A 19,253-nucleotide genomic window follows, 5' to 3' on the forward strand; every position below is an offset into this window, starting at 1 on the left:
GCGAGATCTCCATGACCACCAAGGCCGAGAAGAGCGACGACGGCAAAGTACGCGGCCGCTTCATGCTGAAGCTGTCCGGAGAGGCCTTCTCCGGCGGTGGCGGCCTGGGCGTCGACCCCGACGTGGTGCACGCCATCGCCCGCGAGATCGCGGCCGTCGTACGCGACGGCGCCGAGATCGCCGTCGTCATCGGCGGCGGCAACTTCTTCCGCGGGGCCGAACTCCAGGTGCGCGGCATGGACCGCGCCCGCTCCGACTACATGGGCATGCTCGGCACCGTGATGAACTGCCTGGCCCTCCAGGACTTCCTGGAGAAGGAGGGCGTCGACTGCCGCGTGCAGACCGCCATCACCATGGGCCAGGTCGCCGAGCCGTACATCCCGCTGCGCGCAGTGCGCCACCTGGAGAAGGGCCGCGTGGTCATCTTCGGCGCCGGAATGGGCATGCCCTACTTCTCCACCGACACCACCGCCGCCCAGCGCGCCCTGGAGATCGACGCCGAGGCGCTGCTCATGGGCAAGAACGGCGTGGACGGGGTCTACGACTCCGACCCCAAGACCAACCCGGACGCCGTGAAGTTCGACGCGCTCGGCTACGGCGAGGTCATCACCCGCGATCTCAAGGTCGCCGACGCCACCGCCGTCACGCTCTGCCGCGACAACAGCCTCCCGATCGTGGTCTTCGAGCTGTTGAAGGAGGGCAATATCGCCCGCGCCGTCAAGGGTGAGAAGATCGGCACGCTCGTGGGTGACCAGGGCACCCGGGACTGACCGGAGAACACCCCCCTGTCCGCGGACGCCACCTGTCCGGGGGACGGACGGGACGGGGCCGGGCCGGGGGATGGACAATGTCCCGCCGGTCGGGAACCGTGCAGGAAGAACGCGACGCAGCCGGCCGCCGCCCCGCCAGGGGACCGCAGCCGGGCCTACTCAAGACACGCAGGAGCAAGTGGTGATCGAAGAGACCCTCCTCGAGGCCGAGGAGAAGATGGAGAAGGCCGTCGTGGTCGCCAAGGAGGACTTCGCCGCGATCCGCACCGGCCGTGCGCACCCGGCGATGTTCAACAAGATCGTGGCCGACTACTACGGCGCGCTGACGCCGATCAACCAGCTGGCCTCGTTCTCCGTGCCCGAGCCGCGCATGGCCGTGGTGACGCCCTTCGACAAGAGCGCCCTGCGCAACATCGAACAGGCGATCCGCGACTCCGACCTGGGCGTCAACCCGAGCAACGACGGCAACATCATCCGAGTGGTGTTCCCCGAGCTGACCGAGGAGCGCCGCCGCGACTACATCAAGGTCGCCAAGGCCAAGGGCGAGGACGCCAAGGTGTCCATCCGCTCCGTGCGCCGCAAGGCCAAGGACGCCATCGACAAGCTGATCAAGGACGGCGAGGTCGGCGAGGACGAGGGCCGTCGTGCGGAGAGCGAGCTCGAGCAGACCACCTCGAAGTACGTCGCCCAGGTGGACGAGCTCCTGAAGCACAAGGAAGCGGAGCTGCTCGAGGTCTGATGAACGACTCTTCCTGGGGAGCGCCGCCACAAGCCGGGTACTGGGGGCCGTCCGACGGGGGACCTGTCCAGGGCGCTGCCCCGGCGGGTTCCGCATACGATGCGCAGTACGCGCAGCAGACTCGCCCCATGCCCATCGTGCCCGACGTACCCGAACACGGCGGTGACCAGGACGACGACCGGGGGGCCGCTCGGGCGAGCGGTCCCCTGTTCCAGAACCCGCCGGTGCAGCCGTATGCGGCGGTGCCGCAGAATCCGGAGCCCATGCCCGACGCCCCGCAGCCGGCGCAGTCCCAGCCGCCGCCGAAGAAGACCGCGGGGCGCGACCTGGGCGCGGCGATAGGGGTCGGCGTCGGACTCGGCGCCGTCATCGTCGCGTCGCTGTTCGTCGTCAAGGCGGTCTTCGTCGGCGTGGTCGCGGTCGCGGTCGTCGTGGGCCTGTGGGAGCTGACCAAGCGGCTGGAGGAGCGCAAGGGCATCAGGGCGCCGCTCGTGCCGCTGGCGATCGGCGGCGCGGCGATGGTGGTCGCCGGGTACGCGCGAGGTGCCGAGGGCGCGTGGGTCGCCATGGCGCTCACGGCGCTGGCCGTGCTCGTGTGGCGGATGACCGAGCCGCCGGAGGGCTACCTCAAGGACGTCACGGCGGGTCTGTTCGCGGCCTTCTACGTGCCCTTCCTGGCCACGTTCGTCACGATGATGCTGATGGCCGACGACGGCGCGCAGCGCGTGCTGACCTTCCTGTTGCTCACGGTCGTCAGCGACACCGGCGCCTATGCCGTCGGCTGGCGCTTCGGCAGGACCAAGCTCGCCCCGCGCATCAGCCCCGGCAAGACCCGCGAGGGGCTGCTGGGAGCGGTGGCCTTCGCGATGGCGGCGGGCGCGGTGTGCATGCAGTTCATGATCGAGGACGGCGTCTGGTGGCAGGGCCTGCTGCTCGGCCTCGCGGTCGCCGTCAGCGCCACGCTGGGCGACCTCGGTGAGTCCATGATCAAGCGCGACCTCGGTATCAAGGACATGGGCACCCTCCTGCCGGGCCACGGCGGCATCATGGACCGCCTGGACTCCCTCCTGCCGACGGCGCCGGTGGTGTGGCTCCTGCTGGTGATCTTCGTGGGGTCGGGCTGATCCGGCCGGCGTGAGCCCGCAGGGCCGGCCTCGCGACCGCCCCCACCTGCACGTTCTTCGACGAGAGACCCGTTGTCCACAGGGCGGCGGGTCTCTTCTCATATGTCTGCGACACTGGTACAGCCATGCCTAAGCCCGGAGAACTCACATTCGTCGCCCCCCGCGGAGCCAAGAAGCCGCCGCGGCACCTTGCCGATCTCACGCCCGCCGAGCGTAAAGAGGCCGTCGTCGCTGCCGGCGAGAAGGCCTTTCGTGCCAAGCAGCTCTCGCAGCACTACTTCGCGCGGTACGCGCACGACCCCGAGCAGTGGACCGACATCCCCGCCGGTTCGCGGGAGGGGCTCCGGGAGGCGCTGCTGCCCGAGCTGATGACGGTCGTCCGGCATCTGTCGACCGACCAGGGCACCACCCGCAAGACGCTCTGGAAGCTGTTCGACGGGACGCTCGTCGAGTCGGTGCTCATGCGCTACCCGGACCGGGTGACCATGTGCATCAGCTCCCAGGCGGGCTGCGGCATGAACTGCCCATTCTGTGCCACGGGGCAGGCCGGCCTGGACCGGAACCTGTCGACGGCCGAGATCGTGCACCAGATCGTGGACGGCATGCGGGCGCTCAGGGACGGAGAGGTCCCCGGAGGCCCGGCCCGGCTCAGCAACATCGTGTTCATGGGCATGGGTGAGCCCCTGGCCAACTACAACCGGGTCGTCGGCTCCATCCGCCGGCTCACCGACCCGGAGCCGGACGGGCTGGGGCTCTCCCAGCGCGGCATCACCGTCTCCACCGTCGGTCTCGTCCCGGCGATCAACCGCTTCACCGGCGAGGGCTTCAAGTGCCGCCTCGCCATCTCGCTGCACGCCCCCGACGACGAGCTGCGCGACACCCTCGTCCCCGTCAACACGCGCTGGAAGGTGCGTGAGGTGCTGGACGCCGGGTTCGAGTACGCCGCGAAGTCAGGGCGCCGGCTCTCCATCGAGTACGCGCTGATCCGGGACATCAACGACCAGGCGTGGCGGGGCGACCGCCTCGGGCGGCTGCTCAAGGGCCGCCCGGTGCACGTCAACCTCATCCCGCTCAACCCCACGCCCGGCTCGAAGTGGACCGCGTCGCGGCCCGAGGACGAGAAGGCGTTCGTGGAGGCGATCGCGGCGCACGGTGTGCCGGTGACGATCCGGGACACCCGTGGCCAGGAGATCGACGGGGCGTGTGGTCAGCTCGCCGCGAGCGAGCGGTAACCTGACCGGCGTCAGTACAACGCCACAGTAACCACATCTTCATATTCCGACAGGGGAGCGCCACAGCGCTGAGAGTGCGGCACCGGCCGCAGACCCTCCGAACCTGGCCCAGGTCATTCTGGGTAGGGAGATCGGTCACCACTCGAGCTGTTGCGCCCTGCCCGGGACCCTCGCCAGGGGTCGCGGGCGGGGCCGCGTCTTCTCCTGGTCACCCAGGAGGAATCAGTGAGCATCACCAAGAAGGTCACCGTCCTGGCCGTCGGCCTCGGCATGGCCGGCGGCCTGGCCGCCTGCGGGTCGTCGTCCGACGAAGGGCAGGGGTCCGGCGACTCCAAGACCGTGACCCTGGTCAGCCATGACTCGTGGGCCTCTTCGAAGGAGGTCGTCGCCGCCTTCGAGAAGAGCTCCGGCTACAAGGTCAGGGTCCTGGAGGACGGCGACGCCGGGCAGGCCGTCAACAAGGCCGTCCTCACCAAGGACAACCCGCAGGGCGACGTCTTCTTCGGCGTCGACAACACCCTGCTCTCCCGCGCCCTCGACAACGGGCTGTTCCAGCCGTACGAGGCAAAGGGCTCCGACCTGGTCCTGCCCGAGTACCGGGCCGACCAGGACAAGCACCGGGTCACGCCCGTCGACACCGGTGACGTCTGCGTCAACTACGACAAGGCGTACTTCAGCAAGAACAAGCTGACCCCGCCGGACTCCTTCGACGACCTGGTCAAGCCGGAGTACAAGGACCTGCTCGTCACCGAGAACGCGGGCAGTTCCTCGCCCGGCCTGGGCTTCCTGCTCGGTACCGCCGCCAAGTACGGGGACGACGGCTGGGAGGGCTACTGGAAGAAGCTCAAGGCCAACGGCGTCAAGGTCGTCGACAGCTGGGAGCAGGCCTACAACGAGCAGTTCTCCGGCTCGGCCGGGGGCAAGAAGGCCAAGGGCGACCGCCCGCTCGTCGTCTCCTACGCCTCCTCCCCGCCCGCCGAGGTGATCTACGCCGAACCGCAGCCGTCCACCGCGCCCACGGGCGTCGCCGACGGCACCTGCTTTCGCCAGGTCGAGTACGCGGGCCTGCTGAGCAACGCCAAGAACCCCGAGGGAGGCAAGGCACTCCTCGACTTCCTCATCGGCAAGCAGTTCCAGGAGGACCTGCCGCTGAACATGTTCGTGTACCCGGTGCGGGAGGGCGCGCGGATCCCCGAGGCGTTCGCGAAGTACGGGCCGCAGGCCGAGGACCCGCAGACCATGGACCCGGCGAAGATCGCCGGCAATCGCGACCAGTGGGTCAAGTCGTGGACCTCGCTCGTACTGAAGTAGGCAAGGGAGCCCCCAGGGCTCGGAACCCGCGCGGGAGCGCGGCGCGGCTCGCCCTGATGGTCGTGCCCGTCGCGTTCTTCGCGGTGTTCTTCGCCTACCCCGTCGCCGCGATCGTCGCGCGCGGCCTGGAGGTCGACGGCGCCTGGCAGTTCGGCCGGATCGGCGACGTGCTCGCCCAGTCCGACGTGCGGCACGTGCTGTGGTTCACGACCTGGCAGGCGCTGGCGTCCACCGCGCTCACCCTGCTGATCGCACTGCCCGGCGCCTATGTCTTCGCCCGCTTCGACTTTCCAGGCAAGCAGGTGCTGCGGGCGGTGGTAACCGTGCCGTTCGTGCTGCCGACGGTCGTCGTGGGGACGGCGTTCCTGGCGCTGGTGGGGCGCGGCGGGCTGCTCGACGAGCTGTGGGGCGTACGGCTGGACACGACCGTGTGGGCCATCCTGCTCGCGCACGTCTTCTTCAACTACGCCGTCGTGGTGCGCACCGTGGGCGGCCTGTGGGCGCAGCTCGACCCGCGGCAGGAGGAGGGCGCGCGGATGCTCGGTGCCTCCCGCCCGCGGGCCTGGCGGCAGGTCACGCTGCCCGCGCTCGCTCCCGCGGTGGCGGCCGCCGCGCTGATGGTGTTCCTGTTCACCTTCACCTCCTTCGGCGTCGTGCAGATCCTCGGCGGGCCCGCCTTCTCCACCCTGGAGGTGGAGATCTACCGGCAGACGTCCCAGGTCTTCGACCTGTCCACGGCGGCCGTGCTGACGCTGATCCAGTTCGTGGCGGTCGCCGCGGTCCTCGCCGTGCACGCCCGGACGGTACGGCGGCGGGAGAGCGCCCTGCGGCTGGTGGACGCCGCCACGACCGCGCGCAGGCCCCGGGGCACGGGCCAGTGGGCGCTGCTGGCGGGCGTCCTGGCCACCGTCGCGCTGCTGCTGGTGCTGCCGCTCGCCGTGCTGGTCCAGCGGTCGCTCGGCGCACCCGGCTTCGGCTACTATCGGGCGCTGACCAGTGCCGACGGCGGCGCCTTCCTGGTCCCGCCGATCGAGGCCATCGGCAACTCCCTCCAGTACGCCGTCGCCGCCACCGCCATCGCCGTGGTGATCGGCGGTCTCGCCGCCGCCGCGCTCACCCGGCGGGACGCGGGCCGCTTCGTGCGGGGCTTCGACGCGCTGCTGATGCTGCCGCTCGGGGTGTCCGCCGTGACCGTCGGTTTCGGGTTCCTGATCGCGCTGGACGAACCGCCGCTGGACCTGCGCTCCTCCTGGATCCTGGTGCCGCTCGCCCAGGCGCTGGTCGGTGTCCCCTTCGTCGTACGGACCATGCTGCCCGTGCTGCGGGCGGTGGACGGACGGCTGCGGGAGGCGGCGGCGGTGCTCGGAGCCTCGCCCTGGCGGGTGTGGCGGGAAGTGGACCTGCCGATGGTGCGGCGGGCGCTGCTGGTCGCGGCCGGGTTCGCCTTCGCCGTGTCCCTCGGGGAGTTCGGCGCGACCGTGTTCATCGCGCGGCCCGACAACCCGACGCTGCCGGTCGCCGTGGCGCGGCTGCTGGGCAGGCCCGGGGACATGAACTACGGCCAGGCCATGGCCCTTTCGACGATTCTGATGCTGGTGTGCGCGGTGGCGCTGGTGGTGCTGGAGCGGCTGCGCACCGACCGGAGCGGGGAGTTCTAGAGATGCGACTGGTTGTGCGGGTGATCCAGGGATGCTGCTGAACGTCGAGGAAGCGACCGTCCGCTTCGGCGGGCGGGCCGTGCTGGACGCCGTCGGCCTGGAGGTCGCCGAGCACGAGGTGGTGTGCGTGCTCGGGCCCAGCGGCAGCGGCAAGTCGACGCTGCTGCGCGCGGTGGCCGGGCTCCAGCCGCTGGACGCCGGGCGGGTGACGCTCGACGGGCGGGACCAGGCCGGGGTGCCCGCGCACCGGCGCGAGCTGGGGCTGATGTTCCAGGACCACCAGCTGTTCCCGCAGCGGGACGTGGCCGGAAACATCGCCTTCGGGCCCCGGATGCGGGGCGCGTCCCGCACCGAACAGCGGGACCGGGTGGCGGAGTTGCTGGAGCTGGTCGGACTGCCGGGCGCCGGACGCCGGTCCGTCGCCGCGCTCTCCGGCGGCGAGCAGCAGCGGGTGGCCCTCGCCCGGGCGCTCGCGCCCCGGCCCCGGCTGCTGATGCTGGACGAGCCGCTCGGTCAGCTCGACCGCTCGCTGCGGGAGCGCCTCGTGGTCGAACTTCGGGAGCTGTTCGGCCGGTTGGGCACCACGGTGCTCGCCGTGACGCACGACCAGGGCGAGGCGTTCGCGCTCGCCGACCGGGTCGTGGTGATGCGGGACGGGCGGATCGCGCAGTCGGGGACGCCGCTCGAGGTGTGGCAGCGGCCGGCCGACGCCTTCGTGGCCCGTTTCCTCGGCTTCGACAACGTGGTGGAGGCGACCGTCGCCGGGCAGGTCGCGGACACGCCGTGGGGCAAGGTCCCGGTCCCCGAGGACGCCCTGCAGGGGACGCGGACGGTGCTCGTGCGGCCGGCCGGGGTCCGGATCGTCGCCGCCGACGCGGGCCTGCCGTGCACGGTCGCGGCCCGCACCTTCCGGGGCACCCATGTCGCCGTGCGCCTCCAGCCGGAGGACGCGCCGCCCCTGGAGGCGGCGTGCGCGCTGCGGGCGGCACCGGAGGTCGGGGACGCGGTCGGAGTGGAGTTCGAGGCGGCGGAGGTCGTCGTGCTCGGCTGAGCGCCGGCCCGCAGCGGGCCGGCGCTCCCCGGACATGACGGCGGCCCGCCCCCGAACCGGGGACGGGCCACCGCCGCTGTCCAGCTGGGTGCGGGCGTCAGCGGGTGCTGTTCGCTCCGCGACGGCGCAGGCCGAAGAAGACGGCACCGCCACCGACGACGACCAGGGCCGCCGCGATGCCGGCGATCATGCCGGTGTTGGAGTTGGCACCGGTCTCGGCGAGGTTGGAGTCACCGGCCGCCGGGGACGGCGCGTTGCTCGGCGCGGCCGCCGGCGCGGTGCTCTGGTCCTCCGTCGGCGCGGGGGCCGAGGTGGACGGCTCGGGGGCCGGGGTCTCCGTCTCGTCGGACGGGGTCGAGGAGCTCTCCGACGGGGTCGGGGTCGGGGTGTCCTCGGTCTTGCAGGGGGTCGACGGGGTCACGAGGTTCGGCTTGATGTCCTCGTCGACGTACCGGTCGGCCTTGACGTGGATGCGGTACTCGGCGTTCGGCTTCCAGTCCGCGGCGAAGGTGATGGTGCTGCCCTCGCGCGAGCCCTTGACCGTCTGCTCGCCGATCTTCTCGGCGTCGGCACCGTTGTTCTGCAGGTAGACGGTGACGACGGCGGGGATGCCGGCGGGGTCCACGTCGGTGACGGTGATGACACCCTTGTCGCCTTCGCACTTGGCGGCGGCGGAGAACTCGCTGATGTCGCAGGCGAGGGCGTTGCCGGCGGCGCCGACGGCCAGGGCCGCCGAGGCGGCGACGACGCCGAGGGCGCGGACGCTACGGCGTGACGCCGTACGGCTGATTATGGACAGGACTGCCACGTTTGTCCTTTACGGGAGCGCAGATGGGGGGTGGGCAGGGTGCCGACGCCCGATGACACGGCATCAGCACACCCATGAGCCTCACTGGTTTATAAGCGGTGCATAAGCAGTGTCAACGCATATGCCAGCCAAGCACGTTGACTTTGCCGTCTTATTAACCGCCTACACGTTTCAGTGCGTCGGCAGGCGCCCCGGCCCCCCGCCGGCTCAGCCTTCGACCGCCGCCGGGTCCATCCACACGACCTCGAAGGTGTGGCCGTCGACGTCGTCGAAGGCGCGCCCGTACATGAAGCCGTGGTCCTGGGTCTCGCCGCTGACCGAACCGCCGGCCGCGACCGCCTTCTCCACCAGCTCGTCGACCTTCTCGCGGCTCTCGGCGCTCAGCGCGAGGAGCACCTCGCTGGACTTGCTGGAGTCCACGATCTCCTTCTTCGTGAACTGGCGGTACTTCTCCGGCGTGTGCACCATCACGACGATGGTCTCGCTGAGCGGGATCGAGGCCGTGGTGTCATCGCTGAACTGGGCGTTGATCTCGTAGCCGAGACCGGTGAAGAACTTCTTCGAGGCGGCCAGGTCGTTGGTGGCCAGGTTCACGAAGATCATCTGCTGGTACATGAGGGCCTCTCCCGTAAGTGCGCTGCCGTTGCCGTGCTGTTCGAAGGGTTAGACGTACGGCGGGCGCGGAACTCATCGCCGTTTCGTGGATCTCTTCGAGAATTTTCTCGCGGGTGCCGCGAGGACGTCAGCGGGACAGGGGGAGCGCCGCCAGTTCCGCGACGATCAGGGTCAGCGCACCGAACAGGGCGAGCAGCGCGGCGGCGCGCACGGCGGCCGCGGCGCGCAGGGTCGCCGGGGGCGCCCCCAGCCGCAGCAGGGCGTCGGTGGTGTCGGCGCGGGCGTGTTTGGCCTCCACGGCCGCGGTGAGGAGGGTGGCCACCGTGCAGCCGGCCACGAGGAGGGCGCCCAGGGTGCTCAACGCCCCGAAGTCCGGGCCGTCGGTGGCGTACAGGGAGGTGGCGACGTAGGCCGCGGCGGCCACGGCGCAGACGACGCCGAGGGGGCGGCCGATGCGGTGCGCCTCGTCCATGAGGACGCGCCCGGCCAGCAGCCGCAGGGCGCCGGGTCGGGCGGCCTGGAGGAGGCGGCCGCACAGGTGGGTGAGGCCGGGGCCGGCGAGGGCCAGGCCCAGGGCGGTGAGGGCCCAGCCGATGAGTACGCCGGCCGACGGGGTGGCGTCGGGGGTGGTGGCCGGGTGCCCGGTGTAGGTCTCGACGGCGAGGCCCGCGGCGAGTACGGCGATGCCCCAGGGCAGGACGGTGGTGTTCGGCGGGCGGGGTGCCGGGAGGGCGGGGGCGGAGTCCTGCACGGGCGGGGGCCCGTCCGGGTCCGCCGCCAGGTCGCCGTCACCGGGCCGCGTCAGCAGGGCGGCTCCGCCGGAGGGGGCGTCCGGGGACTCGGCGGCGCCGGCGGACGCCTGCCGGGCCTCGGGAGCCGGGGCACCTGCCTGAGCCGGGGACGCCGTCCAGCGGGCGCCGAAGCGGCCGTAGGCGCCGAAGGTCTCCCGGGCCTTGCCCCAGCCGTACGCCCCGAAGCGGCCGTAGCCCCGGGCGCCGGTGGCCGGGGCGCGGCGCGGCTCGCGGGGGCGCAGGGAGTACGCGACCGCGGCCGAGGCGGCGGCCGGGACCAGGGCCAGCAGCGTCAGGATCGCCGGGGCCGGGAGGGACTGGCCGACGGCCAGCGCGTCGGCCGGGACGCCGTCGGAGGGCGGGCCCGTCAGGTCGCCGCGCAGGTGGAGGAAGAGCAGCAGGGCAGCCACCGAGCCGAGCGCGCCCGACAGGGCCGTGGTCGTCGCGGAGACGGCCATCAGCCGGCCCGGCCCGAGGCCGATCGCGGACAGCCCCGAGCGGGGCCGGGTGCCGGGGTCGGTGCGGGCCACGGCGACCGCGAGGTACACCGTGGCGGCGAGCGGCGCCGCGCACCAGGCGAGGCGGAGGGCGGAGGAACCGGGCGCGTCCGGGTGGCTCATCGCGTGTCCGAAGGCGCACAGCAGCAGGAAGCCCGTGCCCGCCGAGGCCACCGCGACCAGCAGACGGCGCAGGTGGACGGCGAGATGGGCGGCGCGGGTCAGGCGGAGAGCGAGCACGCGGCCCGGCCTTCCGTTCCGGAGGCCCCGGTGGCGCCCGTGGCCACCGCGGTCTCGGCGAGCGGGGGCAGATGCACGGTCCGTACCCGCCGTCCGTCCAGCAGCGCCACCGCGCGGTCCGCCAGGCCGGCGGTCTGCGCCTCGTGCGTCGCGAGGACGACGGTGATGCCGTGCGAGCGGGCCGCCGTGGTGAGGGTGCGCAGCACCTGGGCGCGGTCGGCGCGGTGCAGCGGCGCCGTGGGCTCGTCGGCGAAGAGGACCGCGGGCGCGACGGCCAGCGCGCGGGCGATGCACACCCGCTGCCGCTCGGCCTGCTGGAGCTCCCGCGGGCGCCGACGGGCCTTGTCGCCGACGTCCAGGCGGTCCAGCCACTCCAGGGCGGCGGTCTTGGCCCGGCGCCGGCCCGTGCCGCGCAGCATGAGGGGGAGGGCGGCGTTCTCCCAGGCGTTCAGTTCCGGGACCAGTACGGGGGCGGGGTCGATCCAGCCGAAGCGGTCGCGGCGCAGCCGTTCGCGGCTGAGCGGTCCCATGGTGTGCACCGGCACGCTGTTGAACCACACCTCGCCGTCCTGCGGCCGGACCAGTCCGGACAGACAGCGCAGCAGAGTGGTCTTGCCGCTTCCGCGCGGGCCGCTCACGGCGAGGATCTCGCCCTCGCGGACGCCGAGCGACACGCCTTGAAGCGCGGGGGAGCCGTCCTGGTGCTGGAAGTGCAGGGCGCGGGCCCAGAGCACGTCGTTGTCCGGCGGGGCCTCCATGGGCGTACACCTCGGTTCTGATCCGTGTTTCCCCGGTCACGTCCCCCGTCCGGGGGAACGAGGAGGGGGCCGATCGGTCACTGGGCACGGTAAGGAGTCGCCGCGGGGGAAGCCGGAAAGCACGCGGCCCCGGGCCGCCGTTCTCACTCGAACGGACGGCGCCGGGGCCCGTGATGATCTTCTGGAAGTACCAGATGACCATCTGCTCGGACGATCAGAGCTTCGTCCACGCCTCCGTGAGCGTGGCGCGCAGGATCTGCTCGATCTCGTCGAAGGTCTCCTGGTTGGAGATCAGCGGCGGGGCGAGCTGGATGACCGGGTCGCCGCGGTCGTCGGCACGGCAGTACAGGCCGTTCTCGAAGAGCTTCTTGGAGAGGAAGCCGTACAGGACGCGCTCGGTCTCCTCGTCGGTGAAGGACTCCTTGGTGTTCTTGTCCTTGACCAGCTCGATGCCGTAGAAGAAGCCGTTGCCGCGGACGTCGCCGACGATCGGCAGGTCGTGCAGCTTCTCCAGGGTGGCGCGGAAGGCGCCCTCGTTGTCCAGCACGTGCTGGTTGAGGCCCTCGCGCTCGAAGAGGTCGAGGTTGGCGATGCCGACCGCGGCGGAGACCGGGTGGCCGCCGAAGGTGTAGCCGTGCAGGAAGGTGTTGTCGCCCTTGTAGAACGGCTCGGCCAGGCGGTCCGAGATGATGCAGGCGCCGATCGGGGAGTAGCCCGAGGTCATGCCCTTGGCGCAGGTGATCATGTCCGGGACGTAGCCGAACTTGTCGCAGGCGAAGGTCGTGCCCAGGCGGCCGAAGGCGCAGATGACCTCGTCCGAGACGAGCAGCACGTCGTACTGGTCGCAGATCTCGCGCACCCGCTGGAAGTAGCCGGGCGGGGGCGGGAAGCAGCCGCCCGCGTTCTGGACGGGCTCCAGGAAGACGGCCGCGACCGTGTCCGGGCCCTCGAAGAGGATCTGCTGCTCGATCTGGTCGGCGGCCCAGCGGCCGAAGGCCTCGGGGTCGTCGCCGAAGATCGGGGCGCGGTAGATGTTGGTGTTCGGCACCTTGTGCGCGCCCGGGACGAGCGGCTCGAAGGGCGCCTTGAGGGCGGGCAGGCCGGTGATGGACAGGGCGCCCTGAGGGGTGCCGTGGTAGGCGACCGCGCGGGAGATGACCTTGTGCTTGGTCGGCTTGCCGGTCAGCTTGAAGTACTGCTTGGCGAGCTTCCAGGCGGTCTCGACCGCCTCGCCGCCGCCAGTGGTGAAGAAGACCTTGTTGAGGTCGCCGGGGGCCTCATTGGCGAGGCGCTCGGCCAGCTCGACGGCCTTCGGGTGGGCGTAGGACCAGATCGGGAAGAAGGCCAGCTCCTGTGCCTGCTTCGAGGCGGTCTCCGCCAGCTCCTGGCGGCCGTGTCCGGCCTGGACCACGAACAGGCCGGCGAGACCGTCGAGGTAACGCTTGCCCTTGTCGTCGTAGATGTGGGTGCCCTCACCGCGGACGATGGTGGGGACGGAGGCGTTCTCGTACGACGACATGCGGGTGAAGTGCATCCACAAGTGGTCGTACGCGGTCCTGCTGAGGTCCTTGGGGCTGTCGGTGCTCACGTTTATCGGGTTCCCCACATGTAGGTCTGCTTCTTGAGCTTCATGTAGACGAAGCTCTCGGTGGAGCGCACGCCGGGCACGGCCCGTATGCGTCGGTTGATGACCTCCAGGAGGTGGTCGTCGTCCTCGCAGACGACCTCCACCATCAGGTCGAACGAGCCCGCGGTCATCACCACGTACTCGCACTCGGACAGGGCCGTCAGCGCGTCGGCGACGGACTCCACGTCGCCCTCCACGTTGACACCGACCATCGCCTGGCGGCGGAAGCCCACGGTGAGCGGGTCCGTCACGGCGACGATCTGCATCACGCCCTGGTCGAGCAGCTTCTGGACGCGCTGGCGCACCGCGGCCTCGGAGAGGCCCACGGCCTTGCCGATGGCCGCGTACGGCCGGCGGCCGTCCTCCTGGAGCTGTTCGATGATGGCGAGGGAGACGGCGTCCAACTGGGGACCGCCGTTCCTGGACTCGCGGGAGTCCTTCGGGTCTGCGCTTCGACTGGCCACGGGTTCACTGTGCACGACGTCTCGACAGTTTCGCAAGGCCGTATCGATGAAATCCGTTGTCTAGGGTGTTTCAGTCTGCGGATTTCGCAATCAGGAGGCGATCGGGGGTGTTGAAAACGTCGGTGCACGGATTAGGGTGGGTGTCTCAGTGATTGGACACCCAACCTTGGAGGGCCGGCAGTGAGCACCGAGCTGCGTCGTCTGCGCAATTACATCGACGGTGAGTTCCGGGACGCCGCCGACGGACGGACCACGGAGGTGGTCAACCCCGCCACGGGAGAGGCCTACGCGACCGCGCCCCTGTCCGGACAGGCGGACGTGGACGCGGCCATGGCGGCCGCCGCCGCGGCCTTCCCGGCCTGGCGGGACCTGGTCCCGGCCGAGCGCCAGAAGGCCCTGCTCAAGATCGCCGACGCGTTCGAGGAGCGGGCCGAGGAGCTGATCGCGGCCGAGGTGGAGAACACGGGCAAGCCCATCGGGCTGACCCGCTCCGAGGAGATCCCGCCGATGGTCGACCAGATCCGCTTCTTCGCGGGCGCCGCGCGCATGCTGGAGGGCCGCAGCGCGGGTGAGTACATGGAGGGCCTGACCTCCATGATCCGCCGCGAGCCGATTGGCGTCTGCGCGCAGGTCGCCCCCTGGAATTACCCGATGATGATGGCCGTGTGGAAGTTCGCCCCGGCGCTCGCCGCGGGCAACACGGTCGTCCTCAAGCCGTCGGACACCACCCCGGCGTCCACGGCCCTGATGGCCGACATCATCGGCTCCATCGTGCCGAAGGGCGTCTTCAACGTCGTCTGCGGCGACCGCGACACCGGCCGCCTGATGGTCGAGCACGAGACCCCGGCGATGGCCTCCATCACCGGCTCCGTGCGGGCCGGCATGTCGGTCGCCGAGTCGGCGTCGAAGGACCTCAAGCGGGTCCACCTGGAGCTGGGCGGCAAGGCCCCGGTCGTCGTCTTCGAGGACACCGACATCCCCAAGGCCGTCGAGGACATCTCGACCGCGGGCTACTTCAACGCCGGCCAGGACTGCACGGCGGCCACCCGCGTCCTCGTCCACGAGTCGATCCACGACGAGTTCGTGAGCGCGCTCGCCAAGGCCGCGTCCGAGACCAAGACCGGCCAGCCGGACGACGAGGACGTGCTGTACGGGCCGCTCAACAACCCGAACCAGCTCAAGCAGGTCACCGGGTTCATCGAGCGCCTGCCCGCGCACGCCAAGGTCGAGGCGGGCGGCCACCGGGTCGGCGACAAGGGCTACTTCTACGCCCCGACCGTCGTCTCCGGTCTCAAGCAGGGTGACGAGATCATCCAGAAGGAGGTCTTCGGCCCGGTCATCACCGTCCAGTCCTTCCGCGACGAGGACCAGGCGGTCGAGTGGGCCAACGGCGTCGAGTACGCGCTGGCCTCCTCGGTGTGGACCAAGGACCACGGCCGCGCGATGCGGATGTCCAAGAAGCTGGACTTCGGCTGCGTGTGGATCAACACCCACATCCCGCTGGTCGCCGAGATGCCGCACGGCGGCTTCAAGAAGTCCGGCTACGGCAAGGACCTGTCGTCGTACGGCTTCGACGACTACACGCGGGTCAAGCACGTGATGACGTCGCTGGACGCGTAGGCCTCCGGCGGTTCAGCAGGATCGTGCGGCCCCGGACGGGAAATCCCGTCCGGGGCCGCGGTGCGTGCATCGTGAACGCGTTGCGGTCGACAGGGTGTCGGGCCTGGCCGGAGGTGCTCGACGCAGCGTCGATTGTCCCGCCGGGCAGAGGCGCGGGATCCTGCGGCCATGCCCCTGCTCCCGAGGACGCCCTCGATCTCCCGCCGGTCCCTGCTGCGCGGCCTGGGCGGCGGCGCCGCGCTCGGCGCGCTGGCCGGCTGCGGTGTGCCGGCCGCGTACGTCGCGCCGGGCGACCGCGCCGCCGCCGACCGGTCCGCCGCCGAACGCCGGCTCACCTGGGCGAACTGGCCGCTGTACATCGACACCGACGACGAACACCCGAGCCGGCGGCCCACGCTGGAGGCGTTCGAGGACCGGACGGGCATCTCCGTCGACTACATCGAGGAGATCAACGACAACGACGAGTTCTTCGGCAAGATCAGCCCGTCCCTGATGAACCACCAGCCCACCGACCGCGACCTGATCGTCATCAGCGACTGGATGTGCGGCCGGTTCGTCCGGCTCGGCTGGGTGCAGGAGATGGACCGCTCCCGGCAGCCGAACGTCACCGAGTACCTGGACCCGCTGCTGCGTTCGCCCGCCTTCGACCCCGGCCGCAAGTACACCGTGCCCTGGCAGTCGGGCATCACCGGCATCGCCTACAACCGCCGCCGGCTGGGCCGGGAGATCCGGCACGTGTCCGACCTGTGGGCGGCCGACCTCAAGGGCCGGGTGACCCTGCTGTCCGGCATGGACGAGGCGTTCGCCCTGCTGATGCAGGGCGACGGGGTGGACATCACCGACTGGCGGGCGGACGACTTCCACACGATGTGCGACCTGGTGGAGAAGCAGGTCGGCAAGGGCCAGATCCGACGCTTCACCGGCAACGACTACATCAAGGACCTCTCCAGCGGGGACGTGCTGGCCTGCCAGGCCTACTCGGGTGACGTGATCCAGCTGCAGGCCGACGACCCGGACATCGAGTTCGTCGTCCCGGAGGAGGGCGCCGAGCTGTGGGCCGAGTCCCTGATGATCCCCAACCTGGCCCGCCACAAGGGCAACGCCGAGCGCCTGATCGACTACTACTACCAGCCCGAGGTCGCCGCCGAGCTGGCCGCCTGGGTCAACTACGTCTGCCCGGTCCCCGCCGCCCGGGACGTCCTCGCCTCCTCCGACGACCCGGACACGGCTGCCCTCGCCGAGGACCCGCTGATCTTCCCGGACGACAAGATGCGCGAGCGCCTCAGGATCGCCCGGGACATCGGGGCGGGGGAGCGTGCGGAGTTCGCGAAGCGGTGGAACGGGATCGTCGGCGTATAGCAGACTGTCGGGGTGGATAATTCATCGAGTGGTGAAAAGCGTTCGGCGGAAGTCGGCGGTGCGGTCACGCTCGGGCTGCTGGCCGCCTGGGCCCTGCACGATGCCGAGGAACTGGCGACCATGCCGGGCTGGTGGCGCCGCAATCTGCCACTCCTGCGCGAGCGGTTCCCCACGGTGCCGGAGGGTGTCTGGCGGCGGGCCGGGGCGGTCGACGGGCGGGAGTTCGCCGTGGCGGTCGGGGCGATGGCCGCGGTCGTCGCCTCCGCGTCCGTCGCGGGACGGCTGACCGGCGGGCGGTCGGCCGCGTACCAGACCGCACTCGACGCCTTCGGCCTGCACGGCCTGGTCCACCTCACGCAGGCGGGACTCGTCCGCGGCTACACGCCCGGGTCGGTCACCTCTCCGCTGATCGTCCTCCCGTTCACCCTCTGGGCCCGGCACCGGCTGCGCCGCGCCGGTGTGCTGCGGCCCACGCGCCCGCGCGACCTCGCCCTGGGGCTGGGGCTCGCGGGCGCGGCGACGGTCGCGGCGCACACCGTGGCGCGGCGGCTGACGGGGCCAGGCCCCAGGAAAGCGGCGAGGACGGAAGAGGGACGGGCACGCATCGACGGCTCCAGTGGGTCCGGGCGGGAAGGTCGATGATCATCCTCGTCCGCCGCGCCCCGTCGGGAACCGTCGGGGAGGAGTGCACGGGCCTGGGGCGCGGAATCCGGGAAGTCCCCCACGAGCGGGGGGACTTGCTCCCTACGGGCGCGGACCCGCCCCGTCGCGCAGGGCGCACAGCACGTCCACCCGGTTCGTCGTGATCGAGTCCGCGCCCAGGGCGATGAGGCGGCGCATGGTGCGGCGGGTGTCGGGGGTCCACACCGACAGCAGGTGGCCGTCGGCGTGGACGCGGTCGGACAGGGCCCGGTCGACCAGGCCGAAGCGGTAGTTGAGCCACCGGGGCCGGACCGCCGCCAGCAGGGCGGGGCGCGGCGGGGCCGACGTCGTCCAGGTCAGGGCGATCTCGGCGGCCGGGTCGGCGGCGCGTACGGCGAGCATGGCGACGGGGCCCGCGGTGTAGTACACGCGCTCCCCTGCGCCGCACTCGCGCACGACGTCCACGATCCGGCGCACGGCGCGCTCGTCCGGGCCGCCCGGCAGGTCGAGCATCAGCCGGGCGTCCCCGGTCGCGGCCAGCGCCTGTGCGAGGGTCGGCACCCCGCCCGCCGTCAGCCCCCGCACCTCCTCGGCGGTCAGGGAGCGCAGCGGCCGTTCGTGCTCCCACAGCCGCTTCAGCGTCTCGTCGTGCAGCAGCACGGGTACGCCGTCCCGGGTGAGGCGTACGTCGGTCTCGACCGCGTCCGCGCCGCGGTCGAGGGCGGAGCGCAGCGAGTCGAGCGTGTTCTCGCGGTGCCGGTACGGGTCGCCGCGGTGGGCCACGGCGGTCACGTCGCGCAGGGGAGGACGCATGGGGGCCGCCGTCTCAGGAGGAGAGCCAGGAGGCGGTGTACGTGTCGATCTCGTCCTTGATCCGTGCCTTGCCCGGCGCGTCCAGGAACGACGCCTCGACCCCGTCCTTCGCCAGGCCGGCGAGGCCCCGCTCGTCCAGGCCGAGGAGCCGGGCGGCGACGGCGTACTCGTTGTTGAGGTCGGTGCCGAACATCGGCGGGTCGTCGGAGTTGATCGTCACCGGGACTCCGGCGCGCACGAACTCCTTGATCGGGTGCTCGTCGAGGGTGCGCACCGCGCGGGTGGCGATGTTCGAGGTCGGGCACACCTCCAGCGGGATCCGCCGTTCGGCGAGGTGGGCCAGCAGTTTCGGGTCCTGGGCGGAGCTGGTGCCGTGGCCGATGCGCTCCGCGCGCAGCTCGGTCAGGGCGTCCCAGACGGTCTGAGGGCCGGTGGTCTCGCCGGCGTGCGGCACCGAGTGCAGTCCGGCGGCGATCGCCCGGTCGAAGTACGGCTTGAACTGCGGCCGGCCGACCCCGATCTCGGGCCCGCCCAGGCCGAAGGAGACCAGGCCCTCCGGGCGCAGCCGGTCGTCCGTGGCGAGCCGCGCGGTCTCCTCCGCCGACTGGAGCCCGGCCTCGCCGGGGATGTCGAAGCACCAGCGCAGTACGGTCCCGAACTCGGCCTCCGCCGCCTTGCGGGCGTCCTCGATCGCGTCCATGAAGGCGCGCTCGTCGATGCCGCGCCGGGTGGAGGAGAACGGGGTGATGGTCAGCTCGGCGTACCGCACCTGCTGCCGGGCCAGTTCCCGGGCCACCTCGTAGGTCAGCAGCCGGACGTCCTCCGGGGTGCGGATCAGGTCCACGACGGACAGGTACACGTCGATGAAGTGCGCGAAGTCCGTGAAGGTGAAGTAGTCGGCCAGGGCCTCGGGGTCGGTGGGGACCTTGGAGTCGGGGTGGCGCGCGGCCAGCTCCGAGACGATGCGCGGGGAGGCGGAACCGACGTGGTGGACGTGCAGTTCGGCCTTCGGCAGTCCGGCGATGAAGGCGTGCAGGTCACGCGGGACGTCGGGGTCGACGAGGTGCTCGGTCAAGGGTGTTCCTCCCCACGGCGGCGTCCCGGGCCGGCGTGGGCCGGCGGGGCGCGGGTGAT

18 protein-coding genes and 1 riboswitch are annotated in these 19,253 nt (G+C 71.5%); of the genes, 10 read left to right on the top strand and 8 right to left on the bottom strand.

All coding sequences use genetic code 11. The annotated features are described in order from the left end of the window. Positions 1-11: 11 nt before the first annotated feature. The 7 genes from pyrH (at position 12) to ACFW01_RS07585 (ending at position 7,885) form a co-directional block, all read left to right on the top strand. On the top strand, positions 12-770 hold the full coding sequence (gene pyrH, locus ACFW01_RS07555) for a UMP kinase (RefSeq protein WP_064730053.1): 759 nt from the start codon (positions 12-14) through the stop codon (positions 768-770). Between the two features lie 181 nt (positions 771-951). Continuing rightward, positions 952-1,509, top strand: coding sequence for a ribosome recycling factor (gene frr, locus ACFW01_RS07560; protein ID WP_161326008.1), 558 nt, complete (start codon positions 952-954; stop codon positions 1,507-1,509). Continuing rightward, positions 1,509-2,633: a phosphatidate cytidylyltransferase gene (locus ACFW01_RS07565; protein WP_384502599.1), complete on the top strand. Its 1,125-nt coding sequence runs from the start codon at positions 1,509-1,511 to the stop codon at positions 2,631-2,633. Before frr ends, ACFW01_RS07565 begins: the two co-directional genes overlap by 1 nt. A gap of 125 nt (positions 2,634-2,758) precedes the next feature. Beyond that, entirely contained in the window at positions 2,759-3,865 is a 1,107-nt protein-coding gene (gene rlmN, locus ACFW01_RS07570; RefSeq protein WP_125495029.1) for a 23S rRNA (adenine(2503)-C(2))-methyltransferase RlmN, read from the top strand. Positions 3,866-3,906: 41 nt separating this feature from the next. Further along, positions 3,907-4,012, top strand: a riboswitch (TPP riboswitch). Positions 4,013-4,090: 78 nt separating this feature from the next. Continuing rightward, entirely contained in the window at positions 4,091-5,176 is a 1,086-nt protein-coding gene (locus ACFW01_RS07575) for a thiamine ABC transporter substrate binding subunit (RefSeq protein WP_384502600.1), read from the top strand. Then, positions 5,152-6,834: an ABC transporter permease gene (locus ACFW01_RS07580; RefSeq protein WP_384502601.1), complete on the top strand. Its 1,683-nt coding sequence runs from the start codon at positions 5,152-5,154 to the stop codon at positions 6,832-6,834. Before ACFW01_RS07575 ends, ACFW01_RS07580 begins: the two co-directional genes overlap by 25 nt. Positions 6,835-6,865: 31 nt before the next feature. After that, on the top strand, positions 6,866-7,885 hold the full coding sequence (locus ACFW01_RS07585; protein ID WP_384502602.1) for an ABC transporter ATP-binding protein: 1,020 nt from the start codon (positions 6,866-6,868) through the stop codon (positions 7,883-7,885). A gap of 97 nt (positions 7,886-7,982) precedes the next feature. Here ACFW01_RS07585 and ACFW01_RS07590 read toward each other — a convergent pair whose 3' ends face one another. The 6 genes from ACFW01_RS07590 to ACFW01_RS07615 all read right to left on the bottom strand — a co-directional run bounded on the left by ACFW01_RS07590 (position 7,983) and on the right by ACFW01_RS07615 (position 13,700). Then, the gene (locus tag ACFW01_RS07590; protein ID WP_234960152.1) at positions 7,983-8,693 is read right to left on the bottom strand and encodes an LAETG motif-containing sortase-dependent surface protein; all 711 of its coding nucleotides are present in this window, start codon (positions 8,691-8,693) and stop codon (positions 7,983-7,985) included. Between the two features lie 207 nt (positions 8,694-8,900). Continuing rightward, positions 8,901-9,308, bottom strand: a complete 408-nt coding sequence (locus ACFW01_RS07595; protein WP_234960151.1) for a VOC family protein — start codon at positions 9,306-9,308, stop codon at positions 8,901-8,903. A gap of 127 nt (positions 9,309-9,435) precedes the next feature. Next, positions 9,436-10,836: a hypothetical protein gene (locus tag ACFW01_RS07600; RefSeq protein WP_384502603.1), complete on the bottom strand. Its 1,401-nt coding sequence runs from the start codon at positions 10,834-10,836 to the stop codon at positions 9,436-9,438. Further along, positions 10,818-11,594, bottom strand: coding sequence for an ATP-binding cassette domain-containing protein (locus tag ACFW01_RS07605; RefSeq protein ID WP_234960149.1), 777 nt, complete (start codon positions 11,592-11,594; stop codon positions 10,818-10,820). The genes ACFW01_RS07600 and ACFW01_RS07605 overlap by 19 nt, the downstream gene beginning before the upstream one ends. A gap of 214 nt (positions 11,595-11,808) precedes the next feature. Beyond that, on the bottom strand, positions 11,809-13,182 hold the full coding sequence (locus ACFW01_RS07610) for an aspartate aminotransferase family protein (protein ID WP_234960148.1): 1,374 nt from the start codon (positions 13,180-13,182) through the stop codon (positions 11,809-11,811). 2 nt (positions 13,183-13,184) lie between these two features. Continuing rightward, on the bottom strand, positions 13,185-13,700 hold the full coding sequence (locus tag ACFW01_RS07615) for an Lrp/AsnC family transcriptional regulator (protein WP_234960147.1): 516 nt from the start codon (positions 13,698-13,700) through the stop codon (positions 13,185-13,187). 165 nt (positions 13,701-13,865) lie between these two features. Between ACFW01_RS07615 and ACFW01_RS07620 the strand changes: the two genes are divergently transcribed. The 3 genes from ACFW01_RS07620 to ACFW01_RS07630 all read left to right on the top strand — a co-directional run bounded on the left by ACFW01_RS07620 (position 13,866) and on the right by ACFW01_RS07630 (position 17,306). Beyond that, positions 13,866-15,305, top strand: coding sequence for a gamma-aminobutyraldehyde dehydrogenase (locus tag ACFW01_RS07620; RefSeq protein ID WP_234960146.1), 1,440 nt, complete (start codon positions 13,866-13,868; stop codon positions 15,303-15,305). Between the two features lie 168 nt (positions 15,306-15,473). Next, positions 15,474-16,664, top strand: a complete 1,191-nt coding sequence (locus tag ACFW01_RS07625) for a spermidine/putrescine ABC transporter substrate-binding protein (RefSeq protein WP_234960145.1) — start codon at positions 15,474-15,476, stop codon at positions 16,662-16,664. 12 nt (positions 16,665-16,676) lie between these two features. Next, complete coding sequence (locus tag ACFW01_RS07630) at positions 16,677-17,306, top strand: HXXEE domain-containing protein (protein ID WP_384502604.1); 630 nt, start codon at positions 16,677-16,679, stop codon at positions 17,304-17,306. Positions 17,307-17,408: 102 nt separating this feature from the next. Here the strand turns inward: ACFW01_RS07630 and ACFW01_RS07635 are convergent, their stop codons facing one another. Further along, positions 17,409-18,119, bottom strand: coding sequence for a glycerophosphodiester phosphodiesterase (locus tag ACFW01_RS07635; protein ID WP_384502605.1), 711 nt, complete (start codon positions 18,117-18,119; stop codon positions 17,409-17,411). 13 nt (positions 18,120-18,132) lie between these two features. Continuing rightward, the gene (locus ACFW01_RS07640; RefSeq protein WP_234960142.1) at positions 18,133-19,194 is read right to left on the bottom strand and encodes an adenosine deaminase; all 1,062 of its coding nucleotides are present in this window, start codon (positions 19,192-19,194) and stop codon (positions 18,133-18,135) included. Between the last annotated feature and the right edge of the window lie 59 nt (positions 19,195-19,253).

Source organism: Streptomyces sp. NPDC058985, assembly GCF_042740985.1.
Classification (GTDB): domain Bacteria; phylum Actinomycetota; class Actinomycetes; order Streptomycetales; family Streptomycetaceae; genus Streptomyces.